The following is a 15291-nucleotide window of genomic DNA, read 5'->3' as shown; positions in this document are numbered from 1 at the left end:
CCGCCGGGTCACCTATGTGGTTTCTCATTACGATTGAACGTGCTTTTGCATATGGGCAATTGCCGCTTTTTCTAATCGGGAGACCTGAGCCTGTGAGATACCGATTTCCTCTGCTACTTCCATCTGCGTTTTTCCTTCATAAAAGCGCATGGATAATATCATTTTTTCTCGGTCACCTAGCCGCTGCATTCCCTCACGAAGCGCAATTTCCTCTACCCACGTGACATCTTTGTTCTTCTCGTCACTAATCTGATCCATGACGTAAATCGGATCGCCACCATCCTGATAAATCGGTTCAAACAATGAAACCGGATCTTGGATCGCATCGAGAGCAAACACAACGTCTTCTTTTGCTACGTTCAATTCCTGAGAAATCTCGATAATGGTAGGCTCTCGCGAATGTTTGTTGGTCAGATTGTCACGCACCTGCAGGGCCTTGTACGCGATGTCTCGCAAAGAGCGGGAAACGCGAATCGGGTTGTTGTCCCGTAAATAGCGTCGGATTTCTCCGATGATCATCGGTACGGCATACGTGGAAAACTTCACATTTTGCCCGAGATCAAAGTTGTCGATCGCTTTCATCAACCCGATGCAGCCCACTTGAAACAAGTCATCCACGAACTCTCCACGATTGTTGAACCGTTGGATTACGCTTAGCACCAGTCGCAAGTTGCCGTTGACCAGCTTCTCGCGGGCTGCCAGCTCCCCACTTTGCAGACGCTCAAACAATTCCCGCATCTCTTTGTTTGTCAACACCGGAAGCTTGGAGGTATCTACCCCGCATATCTCTACCTTATTGCGCGTCACGTCTTTCCCTCCTCGAAGCAAGAAAAAAGTCCCTAACCCGGTTGTCTTGAAAGGCCGCGTAACTGACGCGTAGCCGACCAAGAAGGTGGCAAAAACCACCATCTGTTTCGGTTTAGGAACAGTATCCCCCCAAGCTGGGAAAATATGCGTTAGACCATCTTGTTGAATTCTTTTCGCAACCGTTTTATAATTCGCTTTTCCAAACGTGAAATATACGACTGTGAGATTCCCAACAAATCCGCTACATCCTTTTGTGTCTTTTCCTCTTCTCCCGCTAAGCCGAAGCGCAGCTCCATGATAATTCTCTCGCGGTCAGACAATTTATCCAGTGCTTTTTTCAGAAGCTTTCGATCCACTTGGTCCTCGATGTTTTTATAGATCGTATCATTCTCCGTACCCAAGACATCTGACAGCAACAGCTCATTGCCATCCCAGTCAATGTTAAGCGGTTCATCAAAAGATACCTCTGAACGAATTTTATTATTGCGGCGAAGATACATCAGAATTTCGTTCTCGATACAACGGGAAGCATACGTTGCCAGCTTGATGTTCTTGTCTGGATCAAAGGTATTCACTGCCTTGATCAGGCCGATGGTACCAATGCTGACCAAGTCCTCAATGTTAATTCCCGTATTCTCAAACTTGCGGGCGATGTAAACGACCAGACGAAGATTGCGCTCAATTAGCATACCGCGGACAGCCGGGTCACCGGACGGCAATCGTCCGAGCAGCAGCTCCTCTTCTTCTCTGGTCAACGGTGGAGGCAATGCTTCACTCCCGCCAATATAATAGACTTCTTCGGCGCGTACACCAAGCCAGAGCAAGATTCGGTACCAGGTCAATTGGAGTTGTAGGCGAAGTTTTACATACATGATTAGCCCTCCTGTTTGAGAATAAAGGTTGATTCTTCTGTATAAGTTTCCAACAAGGCTGGGTGCACGATGGCCTGATACTTGCCATCAGCGGCCAATGGGATCGGGTTCAGCCCGATCAGCACCCGTTCTGTTTCAAAACGAATCCCGTCTTGCACGACCATGACACGGTCTGGTTTGATTGCGAGTAAAAAATCCATTCCTCTTGACACGCTGCGATACGGGATCAAGCGTACCCGAGACTGCCATTCCAGCGGCAGATGGTCCCAAGATCCGTCCAGCTTCTCCCACACTCCACCGTTTTCATCGGCTTGTCGGAGAAGCGACGGCGGAAGCAAATGAGCGAACATGCGATTTTCCATAATCATGACGGGTATGCGTGTAATTGGCTCGTGGAGCTGATTTCCTGTGTCCACAAGTCCACGGCAAATGACTTTTTCCCCAGCCAGAGTAACGACGACATCGACAAGAAAGATTTCCATTCTTCGCGGTTCCTGGATCGCACGGTAGCTCTTTTTCCCAAGGAAAAAGATCAGGATAAAACCGATCAGAACAATCCCCAAAGTAGGCTTGAACCCAACGCCAAACCCATCATTATGTGTGACAACCAGTCCATTTACAATTTCACTCTGCGGTGCCAAAAAATACTGTAGCCCAAGCACTCCCCCTCCAAACACAAATGCGACGAAGTAAAAAATGATCAAGTTTTGCGCAAAGGACAACAACCTCCTGTTCCCAAAAGCAATCCACAGCATGATGACAGAAAAGAGCAATTTGACCCACCATTGATACATGGAAGAAAACACAGGAAAAAAGAAAAAGACCAGATACACGGAGCCGAACAGGGAGGCAAGTATCATTCTCCACCACACCATGCGCTCTTTGCGAAAATAAGCAGTAAACCAGAGTAACAAGGTATCAATAGCCACATTCAGGAGTAGAATGATATCAAGATACACAACCACTTGCTTTCCCCCTCATCTTTTGACCGACTTGGCAGCAAGCATGTGTCCTAGCAAAAATGGGAAATAGTAGGACGACTTCTATCAGTAAAAGCAGTATATATCAATGTGTATGTAAAGTCTGTCAATTCTTGACGGTGTTTTTTTGGTTTTTTTGTCTAACATTTTTCATCCAATCAACGAAAAAAGCCTTGTCCCCACTGACGGGAACAAGGCTTTTGACAGTCGTTTTTCGCTTTAGTTTTTGTTGCGGCGGCGATTGCGCAGGAATGCTGGAATATCCAGATTATCCAGGTTGCCCATGGAGAAGAAGGACTTGTCTTCCTCTTCTTCCTTCGCACGGCTGTTATTCGTATTGGAAACTGGTGTCGGACGATTGCCAGGCGTGTTGACCGCCTGTTGTTGACGGCGAGGGGCTTCCGGAGCCCGTTGAGCATGCTCGAAGCCTGTGGCAATAACTGTCACGACCAATTCATTCTTTAGTTCCTCGTTAATAACAGCACCGAAAATCATATTCACATCTGGGTCCGATGCGGAAGCCACGATGTCAGCAGCTTCGTTTACTTCGTACAAACTCAGGTTGGTACCGCCTGTGATGTTCATGAGTACACCACGTGCACCATCAATGGAAGTCTCGAGCAGTGGGCTGGAAATAGCTCGGCGAGCAGCTTCAGCCGCACGATTCTCCCCGCTGCTTACACCGATTCCCATGAGAGCGGAACCACGCTCAGTCATGATCGTCTTCACGTCAGCGAAGTCCAGGTTGATCAAGCCAGGTGTTGCGATCAAATCGGAAATACCTTGAACCCCTTGTCGCAGAACGTTGTCTACTTCGCGGAATGCTTCGAGCATTGGCGTATTTTTATCAACGATTTCCAAAAGACGATCGTTAGGAATCACGATCAGTGTGTCTACCTTTTCTTTCAAAGCAGCGATACCGATTTCACCGTGCTGGGAACGTCTGCGACCTTCAAAAGAGAACGGACGGGTTACTACACCAACTGTAAGAGCACCCATTTCCTTTGCGATTTCTGCAACAACAGGTGCTGCCCCTGTACCCGTACCACCGCCCATACCAGCAGTTACGAATACCATATCAGCTCCACGCAGAGCGTTCTCAATCAAATCACGGCTTTCTTCCGCCGCTTTTTTACCGATCTCAGGATTCGCACCTGCTCCCAATCCACGTGTCAGCTTTTCACCGATTTGGAGCTTCATATCGGCGTTAGAGAGTTGGAGTGCTTGCGCGTCAGTGTTCAAGGTGATGAACTCTACACCTTTCAATCCTCCCGCGATCATTCGGTTTACTGCGTTACTACCGCCTCCGCCGCAACCAATAACTTTAATTCGTGCAAAGGATTCCATATCCATATCAAATTCCAGCATATTGCTAGTCCTCCCCAATTCAACATAAGAAAACTTCGTGGCTACAGAAGCCTGTCAACTAAACACAATGGAACGAATCGATACCCGCATTCGTCATTGTAGTTAAGCTCGGTAAAGCGAAATCCATTAAATAAATTCGCTGAACCAGTTTTTTACTTTTTCCATCAAACCGCCGCCTTCTTTTGGCTTAGACGAGACGGTTTGCTTCTGAGTGCCCTTGAATGAGGGGGTGACGCGAATGCTGCGGCGCTCCATCAACTGCAAGGCATATTGAATCAAACCTACCCCGGTGGTGTAGGCAGGATCTCGCACTCCGATGTAATCAGGAATCGCAATTCGAACAGGTGCGTCCAATTCTTCTTTTGCCAATTCCAACATGCCCGGCATAGCTACGGTACCACCAGTTAGAACATAGCCACCTGCAATTTCGTCGCGATAGCCTAATTTGTATACAGCATCCTCGACTAATTGGAATATTTCCGCAGCGCGCGGCTCGATAATATTGGCCAAATCCACTTGCGTAAATTGCTTTTCGACCTCACTGCCAATCCGGTTCACCTTGAACTTCACATCTTCGGATGCTTCGTCAATAAGGGCACAGCCGTGTTTGGTTTTCACACGATCTGCCACATCTGTATGCGTTCGCAGTCCGAGTGAAATATCGCTCGTAATGTGGTCGCCACCGATGCCGATCACGGTGGTCGCTGCCAGTTTCCCCTGCTCGAATACACCGATCGTGGTAGAACCCGCACCGATGTCGACAAGAACGACACCCATATTTTTGTCATCTTTGGACAAAGCAACAGTGCTAGCCGCAAGCGGTTGCAAGAATATTCCAGCTACACGCAGATTGGTTCGTTGAGCACAGCGAACGATGTTATGTACGACCGTTTTCAACCCGGTCACAATGGTCCCTTCCATTTCCAGACGGACACCAATCATCCCACGCGGGTCCTTAATGCTCCCTTGTCCATCAACGATGTACTCCTTCGGGACTACCTCGATGATTTCACGGTCTGGAGGAATAGCCACGACCTTCGCTGCCTGAATTACGCGTTGAATATCTTCTTCTCGTATCTCACGGTCTTCGCTGGATACAGCGACAACCCCTTGGGTTTCATGCAGATCGATATGGTTTCCAGTGATCCCTACATACACTTCTTCGATTGAAACGCCAACCATGCGCTCTGCATGATCAACCGCTTCCCGGATGGCATGCACGGTTTGGTCGATGTCTACAATCACGCCCTTCTTGATGCCTTCTGAGTGTGATTGTCCGACGCCGATGATGTTGATGGAACCGTTGTTGATCTCGCCGATCATGACGCGTACTTTGGATGTTCCAATGTCTAGGCTGACTATGAATTCATTGCTTACCAAACCTGTGACACCTCCCCTGCTACGTCTTTTTTCTTGCTAAAGTGAGAACACCTGCATAAATTATTCCACACAGGACAACCATTCCCTTTTTTTCTTATTGATTTTTTGCAAAAAAATGACCATCTTCCCATTTTTCTTTGCGTTATTCTTGCTGATTGATCCATTTGGATAGAACAATTCTCCTAATGACTGCGAGATTGTTAAACAAGCGAACCCCAAAAGCCACGATCGCAGCCAAATACAGATCAATTCCCAAAAACCCTCCGATGAAGGCCAAGCCTGCTGCAAAAAGTGTGTTGAAAAAGAATCCAGACATGAAAATACGAACGTTAAAAGTACGCTCTAGAAACGAACGAATCCCCCCAAAGATCGTATCCAATCCAGCCAAGAGGGCTATTGATAGATAGCTGCTATACTCCTGGGGCACACGCCAATCCAGCAGGAAGCCGACAACAAGACCGACAATCAGTCCGATAAGCGGGAGCCACATGGTTACGAATCTCCTTTTTGTTTCACAGGTTTCATAAATTGAATGACACGTGTTTCGTTATTCGCTGAAATCATCAGCTTGTCCCGTTTTTCTGCCAGCACCTTTTTATTCGCCAGCTGGAAATTCTCCTCTACGCCCTCCAGCTTCAATGCGGACAATAATACTTCAGGCTCCCCCAATGCTTTTATCTCATACGGAGCTCTGATCGTCCTGGTATCGATTTGGATGACGTCTCCCACATTACGGATCGCAGTGGTAGCAATCAATCGATGTCCATTAATGGAAACTGCTTGTGCTCCGTTTGCAAACAGGATATTTACCAACCAGCGCAAATCTTCATCGTCAATCGTATAGTCTCCTACAACAGGCACAGGCATATGTTCATCCGTAACCGGTTCTTCAGGCGTATGGGCATCGACAACATCAATGATGATGCCTTCTCCCTCCGCTCCTACCATACCAGCCATTCGGCGAGTCCGTGCCAACTCCTCTTTCATAACGGAGATACTTTCATCTTCACTGAGTGAGGTTTCGTATTGGTAGTACAGCTGATTATACTTTGAAATGTCTGCGAGCAGGTTTTTGTGTTTCTCCAGTTCTTTTTGCAACGTGGTCCGAAGTTCCGCGATGCTGCGAGACTCTTTATGAATAGGATGAAGACTGCTTCGTAATTGCACAGTCAACATCACACCTATGATAGCACTAATAATGGCAAGAATAAATGTGATTTTACGGCTTTTTTGTAACATAGGTAAACGCATCCTTTATTTAGGAGTGTTTCGTTTTCGCGTCACCAACAAAGGCAGGCAGCTCGACCTTCTCTTTTTTGGCTACGCTTATTTGGACAAAATCTTGCAAGGAGTGCAAAACACCTCCCGGCAAGTTCAAAGCACTGTCTAGTGTGTCGGGATTCCCTATCGCTGTTACTACGAATGGAGCGGCCGACTTGATGCCGTTTACGATGATCGTAGGTCCAATGCAACGAATCTCGGAATTGCTCACCACACGCTGTCCGTTAATGCTGATAGCCTCTGCTCCTGCTGCACGCAGTTCATTGACGACTAGGCGCACATCCTGCTCATGCACGATGTAGTTCGCGATGTCTGCGCTGTTCGCTGCATTCTGGCTATCCTGCATCGTTATGACGATACCTGGTCCTTCGACAGCGACTACACCTGCCAGCATACGCGCTGCCTCCAGTTGACTGAGTGTATCAGCTGCCTCCGATTTGCGCTCCGCCATCGCCTCTTCCACTTTTCCCACCTGACGCTGCAAATCGAGCAGTTGATTTTCCAGATGCCGATTTTGCTCCTTCTCAGACAAAATCCGGTCATTCAATTGCGTTTCCTGTTGGAACAGCTGATCATTCATCCGTTCTTTGCGCGTAATCTTGTTCGTTTCGAAGGAAGTGGCCACTAGAAAGCCGGTAGAAAACGTCACGATGGTTAAATATAAATGAAATTTGCGACGACGACTCATTGTCTACTTTCCCCTTTTTCATTTACTGCTGTGGCTGCTCTTGCCCTTCCTGTATAGGAATAGCCCCTTGAGCCCCGTACGGAATGAACCACGGCTGCTCAAACAAAGAGAGCACCCCTTTTGTATCTGGCGGCAATTGTTTCACGATCGCCGGGTACCAGTTCATCATCTTGTCCAGCTTGTAGATGACGCTTCTTACCTCATTCCCGTCGCGCATGTACAGCGTTACACGTTGCTTGTCGTAAACCGTTGGCGTCAATGTAATATCCGAAATCTCCGCGAGTACGTCTGGCGATAATTTCGATAGAGACTTGGCGAGATGGGGAAGTAGCTCAGGTGAGGCCCACGAGCTAATCAATGGCCTGTCCACTACGCGCTTGGCGAAATTAACCTGTTTGAGCACATAGCCATTGTCCAGTAAGGCATAGCGGCTCCTGTCCTGCCCACTCCAAAAAGCGACGCGCTTTTGTTCGGTGATATGTAGCGTAATCAATCCGGGGAAAGAGCGGCTCACCGTCACATCTTTAATGGCCTCTAATGGTTTCAAGTTATTTCGTACACTGTTCTCCCATACGTTTAGAAACTGCATGTCCTTTATTAAGCCAGATTGTGCAATGATTTGCTCCGTCGTATAAATATCATTACCAATGACTCGAATCTCTTGCACCTTACTGTAAGGGGAACGGATAAAAACGATGATGAGAATGGTAAGAAAAAACAATACCAGCAGAAAGACCAGCTTGCGGTTGCCCCTTCTTCTGGGGCGTTGTTGCTTGACTTGCGGAATGCGTTCCTCATTTACCGCCATGGCCGTACCCTTCCTCATGTTTTTTAGGCTCATTGCCCAGACAGATGTAAATGACTGGATGTCCTTCGAATAAATGTCATTGAACAAAACAGGGAAAGCGGCATAACATTATGCCGCCCACTCTCCCTCGGTTAAATCGATACTCGTGATATATCGGCTCCTAATTGGCGCAACTGCTCTTCCAGCCGATCGTATCCACGATCGATATGATGGATCTGATTCACCGTGGTAATACCTTCTGCAGCAAGCCCTGCGAGGACTAAGGCAGCACCTGCTCGAAGATCAGTAGCTTCGACATTCGTAGCGGTCAATTTGTTGACACCCCGAATAATTGCGGAGCCAAGATCTACGTATATAGAGGCGCCCATTCGCGCCAATTCATTCACATGTTTGAATCTTCCTTCAAAAATAGTCTCTTTGATGACACTCGTTCCCCTAGCCTGTGACAGAAACACCATCAACTGCGCCTGCAAATCGGTTGGAAACCCAGGATATGGCGAGGTGATGATCCGGTCGTAGGCACGTGGACGGGAGGTGCTTTTGATTTCCATTATATCATGGTGGGTCTTGATTTCAACACCGCAGCTACGGGCGACCTCAATCAGTGCCATCAATTGCTCAGGCAGTGTATTAGTCAATTCGATATGTCCCTGTGAAATACCGACAGCCAGCAGATAGGTTCCTGTCACAATCCTGTCCGGTATGATCCGGTAACTGACGGAACGCAAACGAGGTACACCACTGATCTCAATCGTATCGGTGCCTGCCCCTCTGATCCGCGCTCCCATTGCATTCAGGAAATTCTGGAGGTCGATGATTTCCGGTTCTCGTGCTGCATTACATATTCGAGTCGTGCCTTTTGCCAGCACAGCCGCCATCATGATATTTTCCGTCGCGCCCACACTAGGAAAGGAAAGAAAGATATTGGACCCACGCAATTGTTTGGCCCGAAATGTAATGTAGCCTTCCGATTCTTCGATTTTGGCTCCCAGCGCAGTCAATCCAGCCAAATGCAAGTCAATCCTGCGCTCTCCAATGTCACATCCACCTGGCCTGGAAATCGTGACCTCACCCAGACGCGCCAGGAGTGGTCCCGCCAAAAAAATCGAAGATCGCATTTGGCTCATTAAATCATCCGGCACCTGCGGGACACAGACAGACGTTGTATCCAGATCGACACATCCGTCCTCATGCTTCGTATTCGCCCCAAGCAATGTCAAGATTTCAAGCATGACCTTAATGTCTTTTAGATGGGGGACGTCATAGATATAGAATTGCCCTTCCGCGAGCACAGCAGCGGCAAGAATGGGAAGAGCAGCGTTCTTAGCACCTTGGATCCGAAGCGAACCGGACAGAGGTCTTCCGCCTTCGATCGCAAAAGTCTCCAAACTTTCACCTCCGTGTTACCCCTCGCCCACCACCAGGACTTCCGGATGCAGGTCAATCCCATTTTTCTCGAGAATGGTGCTCCGAACGTGATTAATCAAGGTGAGGACGTCGGCAGCCGTTGCCCCTCCGCAATTCACGATGAAGTTGGAGTGTTTTTCTGAAACCTGAGCTCCTCCGATCTGATAGCCCTTCAGCCCAGCTGCTTCAATCAGGCGACCTGCGTGGTCATTGGGCGGATTTCTGAACACACTGCCAGCACACGGCATCTGAAGTGGCTGTGTATTGCGCCGTCGTTCCTTATTGGCAGCGAGTGTGGCCGCAATCTCCTTGCGATCGCCCGTCCTCAATTGAAAACGGGCCTCTAGCACGATCCCTTTTTGCTTTTGCAAAAGAGAAGTCCGATAGCTAAAGCTCAGTTCCTCGTTACTCAACACTTTACTTTCGCCGTTTTCGAAAAGGATTTCGGCATCAATAAGAATACGTGAAAGATCAGATCCGTGTGCCCCCGCATTCATATAGACGGCGCCGCCTACCGTACCAGGAATCCCTCCTGCAAACTCCATACCTGTTAATCCCATTTTGCCTGTCTCCACCGCCAGGCGGATCATGGAATATCCGGCACCCACACACACCTCTTCGCCCCTGAACTCACAGTGGCTCAAGCCCTCGGCCACTTTAAGCACGGCTCCACGTATCCCTCTGTCCCTCACCAGAAGGTTTGAACCGCGCCCGATTACACTCCAAGGAATTTCATGACGATGGAGGATCTGCAAGGCTTTTTGCAAGGATGCTTTATCCTTGGGTTGGATTAACAAATCAGCAGGACCCCCGATCCGCCACGTTGTATGATTAGCAAGGGGTTCATCGGTCCACACTTTTTCGATTCCTGCTTGCATGAGTTCATCTGCGATCTTTTTCATTTGTGAACCTCCTGATACGTTTGCTAGGTCGGACCTAGTCTTCTCACGTGTTTGCTCCATACTATGCGTTCGCCCAGATCGGCGTGACAATCGCCTATCTGATCATTTTTTTCGTGTAATTGCCTCTAATTGACGGACAATCTCCGTCGCCGCTTGCGGCATCCCCAAGGAAAGTGAACTATTTTTCATCTCTTCCCATTTCGCTGGATTGGCAAGGATATTTTCCAAGGAAAGCAGCAAGCTCTCTCCGGTAAGCTCCCGCTCTACGATAACATGAGCTGCTCCTGCGCGCTCCAATCCCCTTGCATTTTTCTCTTGATGGTTGTTCGTGACGTATGGGGACGGAATCAAGATCGAAGGCACACCTAGTGCCGTTATTTCTGCCAAGGTAGATGCTCCTGCGCGGCCAACCAATACATGCGTCGCTGCCAAAACATCCGGCATATTATGGACGAACGGAAGCACAGAAATGTTACTTGGAAGTGTTCCCAGTTCACGAAGCTGTGCCGAAATCGTTTCAAAATGAACGTCGCCCGTCACATATACAAAATGAGTATCGGCATATTTTCCCAACTGCGTAACAACCGAGAGCACCGCCTCATTGATTGCGCGCGCTCCCCTGCTGCCACCGAAGATCAGCACGATTTTTTTGTTGTTCTCCACGCCCAAAAAGCTACGGCCCGCCTCTGCATTACCATGCATGACTTCCGTTGCACGCGGATTTCCGGTCAGTACCGTTTTTGACGGGGGAAAATGAGCAAGCGATTCTTTGAACGAAACAGCCACACGTGTAGCTGAACGAGAAAGAAACTTATTGGTCAAGCCCGGCACTACGTTTTGCTCATGGATCATAGTTGGAATCCCCAAGCGCGAAGCTGCATATACGACTGGACCACATACATAGCCACCCGTACCAATTACGACATCCGGTTTGAAATCGCGCAGCATTTTCTTGGCATCACCAACAGCCCGGACGAATTTCCACAAGGTCTTCAGGTTGTCCAACGACAGCTTGCGTTTCAATCCGCTAATTTCTACCGATTGGAAAGGAATGTTTGATCTCGGAACCAAACCTGCTTCCAAGCCTTTTTTACTGCCAATATACAAAAAGGCAGCCTGCGGATTTTGGCGGGAAATTTCCCTCGCCACCGCAAGCGCCGGATAAATATGACCACCTGTGCCACCGCCTGTTAAGACGACACGCATACGTTCACACCCTTTTTTGAGAAGGAGTAGCAATAAGCTGATGTACATGCCTATTGCGTACTCCTGTTGAGGTTTCTATTATCGAGAAAAACGAGAGATGTTCAACAAGACGCCTACACCAGTGAGCATCAGTGTCAAGGATGAACCGCCGTAGCTTAAGAACGGCAACGTGATTCCTGTCACCGGAAACATCCCTGTCACAACACCAATATTGATGACAACCTGGATGGCAATCATCCCAATGATTCCTAGCGCAAGCAGGCTTCCGAACAAATCTGGAGCCGTAATCGCCGTCCGCATTCCCCTCCATAACAAGAGGAGGAAAAGCAGGAGAATGAGCGTGCCTCCAATAAAGCCAAGCTCCTCCGCGACAATTGAGAAAATAAAATCATTGTAAGGCTCTGGCAAGTACAGATGCTTCTGTCTGCTTTGTCCAAGACCAAGACCCAACAAACCGCCAGGACCTATTGCGTAAAGGGATTGGATGATTTGATAGCCGGTATTGAGCGGGTCAGACCACGGATCGAGGAAGGACGTAATCCTTTTGATTCGATAAGGGGCTGACAAAACCAAGCCGATGAAGCCAACAACTCCGATCATTCCCAATCCGACAAAATGACTGACTCGCGCACCTGACGCAAAAATCATGACAACTGCCGTTCCCATCAAAACCGTCCCAGTACCCAAATCCGGTTGAAGCATGATCAAGCCAAAACACAGAACGGGGATTCCCAAGGCAGGCATAAGACCTTTTCGGAACAAGACAATTTGCTTCTGATTATCTGAGAGCCACCTCGCCAAGAATGCAACAACTCCAAGTTTTGCAAACTCACCTGGTTGAATTCCAAAAGCTCCAAAACCAAGCCAGCTTTTCGAGCCATTTACTTCGATACCGATGATCAGAACCAGAATCAACAGACCGATGCTCACCAAATACCCTGGCTTGGCCCATTGCTTCCACACCCAGTAATCGATATTCATCGTAATGTACATGGATGTAATCCCTAACAGAGCGAAGATCAGTTGCCGTTTGGCAAAAAAATACGGATCGGAAAACGGTGGCTTTTGCGCCACGATCGCGCTGGCACTGTACACCATCACGATGCCAATTCCCAATAAAAAAAGTGTTGCAAAAATAATTACGAAGTCGGGGGCAGAGCGCACCTTGCTCATTGTGCCAGGTCATCCTTTCTCATGCCGTCCCGCTTTTGTCATTTTCGTGATGGTACCAATGGGACGTTATGCTAGGCTTGTTTTAAGTCTATGCACGCCGTCCTTAAACATGCTCCCCCTTGTCTCAAACGAAGGAAACATGTCCCAACTCGCACAAGCAGGGCTCAGTAAGACCACATCGCCTGATTCGGCCAACTGGGAAGCAGCAAGAACGGCTTTTTCCACAGTATCGACATGGATACGCTCATTAATCCCTGCTTCCTGAGCACGTTCCAGTAAAATCGGAGCTGTTTGCCCGAGAGCGATGACTGCTTTTACCCTGCCTTGGATTACAGGCAGCAGTTCCCGAAAATCAACACCACGATCCAGCCCGCCGCAAATCCATACGACCGGCTCCTTGCATGCTTGCAAAGCGCGCGATGCCGCTTCCGGATTGGTTGCTTTTGAATCGTTGAAGTATTTGACACCCCGAATCGAATCTACGAACTCCATCCGGTGCTCTACCCCTGGAAAGGTAGTAAGAACTTGTGTAATGGATTGCTTGTCCGCGCCTACGAGCTTCGCAACAAGAATCGCTGCCAGTGCGTTGTCCAGATGAGGAACGGTAATATCCTCTATCGCAACGATTGGCTCTGTATTCCCATTCCCATCCGCAAACAGGATCAAACCATTCTTGACAAAAGCTCCCTTTGGCACCTCTTGACTCTTGCTAAAATAGTAGATGGCTGCAGGGAGGTCTTTGCATTTTTCTACGATCTCAGGCTGGTCATATGGCAAAATAGCTGCGTCATCTGGCGTTTGGTTGGCAAACATTTTCAGTTTGGCTGCCAAATACTCTTCCATGGTGTGATGGTAATCCAGATGAGCAGGGTACAGATTGAGCAAAACACCGATATGCGGGCGGAATTCCCTCGTCCCCATCAGTTGGAAGCTACTCAATTCGGCAACGAGAAATTCGTCGGGACCAGCTTCCTCCGCCAGGCCGCACAACACGGTGCCAATGTTGCCTCCTACCTTGGCATCCAGACCCGCTTCTTTGAAAATCAGTCCGACGAGCGTCGTAGTCGTGGTCTTGCCATTGGAGCCTGTAATGCCGATAATCGGTGCCTTGGCAATCTGGGAGGCCAACTCCACCTCCGTCACAACAGGAATGCCTAGTGCCTGCGCCTGTTTGACGGGTGCTGCTTCATACGGAATCCCCGGATTTTTGACCACAAGGGATACGCCTTCATGAATGAGATCATCTGGGTGATAACCGCAAATGACCGGAATCCCCAACGATTCCAGCTCTTCTATCCCCACTGCTTCTTCACGCGGCTTTTTATCATTTACGACGACATGCGCACCAAAGCGGTGTAGCAGTTTTGCCACTGCGACACCGCTCTTTGCCATACCAATAACGACGACATGCTTATTATGAAAACGCATCATCTGATTGTCACCACCTCAAGGTATACACCCAATCCAGCAAAGAACATACCGACGAGCCAGAACGTAACAACCACGCGCCACTCTGACCAGCCTGTTAATTCAAAATGATGATGCAGGGGACTCATACGGAAAATACGCTTTCCACGTGTCTTAAAGGAGACTACCTGCATAATAACAGAGAGCGTCTCAACAACAAATACCCCGCCGATAATAGCCAAAAGCAATTCCGTCTTGGTCATGATTGCAATCCCCGCGAGCGCTCCACCAAGTCCGAGTGAACCGGTATCACCCATGAACACGCGTGCCGGATGTGCATTGAAGACGAGGAAGCCAAGTAGCGCACCTACAACAGCCGCACTAAAAATAGCAGTGTCATAGTCTTGACCAAACCATGCGATGATCGCATAAGCACCGAAAGCAATTGCTCCCGTCCCTGCCAGTAGTCCATCCACTCCATCTGTGATGTTAACGGCATTCGTTGTACCTACCAAGAGGAACAGCAGGAATGGGAAGTAGAAATAGCCGAGCTCCAGCTTCCACGGTGTGCCTGGCAGATGAATGGACGTGTCATGCCCCATCATGAGCAGCAAAATATAAGCGCCGATTGCCAAGACAATCTGACCAGCAAACTTCTGTTTGGCGGTCAACCCGAGGTTGCGTTTTTTCTTGATTTTGATGAAATCATCCAAAAACCCGATTAAACCGTATCCGAGCGTCACCAATAACAGGAAGTAAACTTCGATTTTCGTATTGGCAAACTTCAACACGGTAAATATGAGTGCCAAAAGAATGATGGTTCCTCCCATGGTGGGAGTTCCAGCCTTCTTATAATGGGATTGCGGTCCTTCCTCACGAATTGCCTGCCCAAATTTCAGGCGGCGAAGGAAGGGAATAAACAATGGGCCAATGAGTACAGCGATGAGAAACGCAGCGACGATCGTGACGATTAGGACGTTGTCAACGAACATGCCCGAGCCTCCTTTCTTTC

General features: G+C 48.6%; 15 protein-coding genes. All 15 read right to left on the bottom strand.

Translation table 11 applies throughout. The annotated features are described in order from the left end of the window. Positions 1-27: 27 nt before the first annotated feature. The 15 genes from sigG to mraY all read right to left on the bottom strand — a co-directional run bounded on the left by sigG (position 28) and on the right by mraY (position 15271). Positions 28-807: an RNA polymerase sporulation sigma factor SigG gene (gene sigG, locus C7R91_RS01450; RefSeq protein ID WP_007717728.1), complete on the bottom strand. Its 780-nt coding sequence runs from the start codon at positions 805-807 to the stop codon at positions 28-30. Between the two features lie 149 nt (positions 808-956). Beyond that, positions 957-1679 (bottom strand): RNA polymerase sporulation sigma factor SigE, encoded by a 723-nt coding sequence (sigE, locus tag C7R91_RS01445; protein WP_007717727.1) that lies wholly within the window; start codon positions 1677-1679, stop codon positions 957-959. A gap of 2 nt (positions 1680-1681) precedes the next feature. After that, positions 1682-2644: a sigma-E processing peptidase SpoIIGA gene (spoIIGA, locus tag C7R91_RS01440; protein ID WP_047068352.1), complete on the bottom strand. Its 963-nt coding sequence runs from the start codon at positions 2642-2644 to the stop codon at positions 1682-1684. A gap of 234 nt (positions 2645-2878) precedes the next feature. Further along, on the bottom strand, positions 2879-4027 hold the full coding sequence (ftsZ, locus tag C7R91_RS01435; protein ID WP_047068354.1) for a cell division protein FtsZ: 1149 nt from the start codon (positions 4025-4027) through the stop codon (positions 2879-2881). 126 nt (positions 4028-4153) lie between these two features. Continuing rightward, positions 4154-5407, bottom strand: coding sequence for a cell division protein FtsA (gene ftsA, locus C7R91_RS01430; RefSeq protein ID WP_047068357.1), 1254 nt, complete (start codon positions 5405-5407; stop codon positions 4154-4156). 142 nt (positions 5408-5549) lie between these two features. Then, positions 5550-5897, bottom strand: coding sequence for a small basic family protein (locus C7R91_RS01425; RefSeq protein ID WP_007717721.1), 348 nt, complete (start codon positions 5895-5897; stop codon positions 5550-5552). 2 nt (positions 5898-5899) lie between these two features. Further along, positions 5900-6646: a DUF881 domain-containing protein gene (locus C7R91_RS01420; protein WP_047068359.1), complete on the bottom strand. Its 747-nt coding sequence runs from the start codon at positions 6644-6646 to the stop codon at positions 5900-5902. Between the two features lie 19 nt (positions 6647-6665). Further along, on the bottom strand, positions 6666-7376 hold the full coding sequence (locus C7R91_RS01415) for a DUF881 domain-containing protein (RefSeq protein WP_047068361.1): 711 nt from the start codon (positions 7374-7376) through the stop codon (positions 6666-6668). A gap of 22 nt (positions 7377-7398) precedes the next feature. After that, a complete protein-coding gene (locus tag C7R91_RS01410) occupies positions 7399-8184 on the bottom strand; it encodes a cell division protein FtsQ/DivIB (protein ID WP_047068363.1) in 786 nt (261 codons plus the stop codon). A 131-nt stretch (positions 8185-8315) separates the two neighbouring features. Further along, positions 8316-9572, bottom strand: a complete 1257-nt coding sequence (gene murA, locus C7R91_RS01405; protein ID WP_047068364.1) for a UDP-N-acetylglucosamine 1-carboxyvinyltransferase — start codon at positions 9570-9572, stop codon at positions 8316-8318. Positions 9573-9587: 15 nt separating this feature from the next. Then, complete coding sequence (gene murB / locus C7R91_RS01400; protein ID WP_047068365.1) at positions 9588-10493, bottom strand: UDP-N-acetylmuramate dehydrogenase; 906 nt, start codon at positions 10491-10493, stop codon at positions 9588-9590. A gap of 102 nt (positions 10494-10595) precedes the next feature. Continuing rightward, positions 10596-11699: an undecaprenyldiphospho-muramoylpentapeptide beta-N-acetylglucosaminyltransferase gene (gene murG, locus C7R91_RS01395; protein WP_047068623.1), complete on the bottom strand. Its 1104-nt coding sequence runs from the start codon at positions 11697-11699 to the stop codon at positions 10596-10598. A 78-nt stretch (positions 11700-11777) separates the two neighbouring features. Then, positions 11778-12872 (bottom strand): stage V sporulation protein E, encoded by a 1095-nt coding sequence (gene spoVE / locus C7R91_RS01390; protein ID WP_047068366.1) that lies wholly within the window; start codon positions 12870-12872, stop codon positions 11778-11780. 66 nt (positions 12873-12938) lie between these two features. After that, entirely contained in the window at positions 12939-14303 is a 1365-nt protein-coding gene (murD, locus tag C7R91_RS01385) for a UDP-N-acetylmuramoyl-L-alanine--D-glutamate ligase (protein ID WP_047068367.1), read from the bottom strand. Continuing rightward, positions 14300-15271: a phospho-N-acetylmuramoyl-pentapeptide-transferase gene (gene mraY / locus C7R91_RS01380; protein WP_047068368.1), complete on the bottom strand. Its 972-nt coding sequence runs from the start codon at positions 15269-15271 to the stop codon at positions 14300-14302. Before mraY ends, murD begins: the two co-directional genes overlap by 4 nt. Positions 15272-15291 lie beyond the last annotated feature (20 nt).

This window comes from Brevibacillus formosus, assembly GCF_003013405.1.
Classification (GTDB): domain Bacteria; phylum Bacillota; class Bacilli; order Brevibacillales; family Brevibacillaceae; genus Brevibacillus; species Brevibacillus formosus.
Note: the sequence above shows the minus strand (reverse complement) of the source record. Positions and strands in the feature narration are given on the sequence as shown.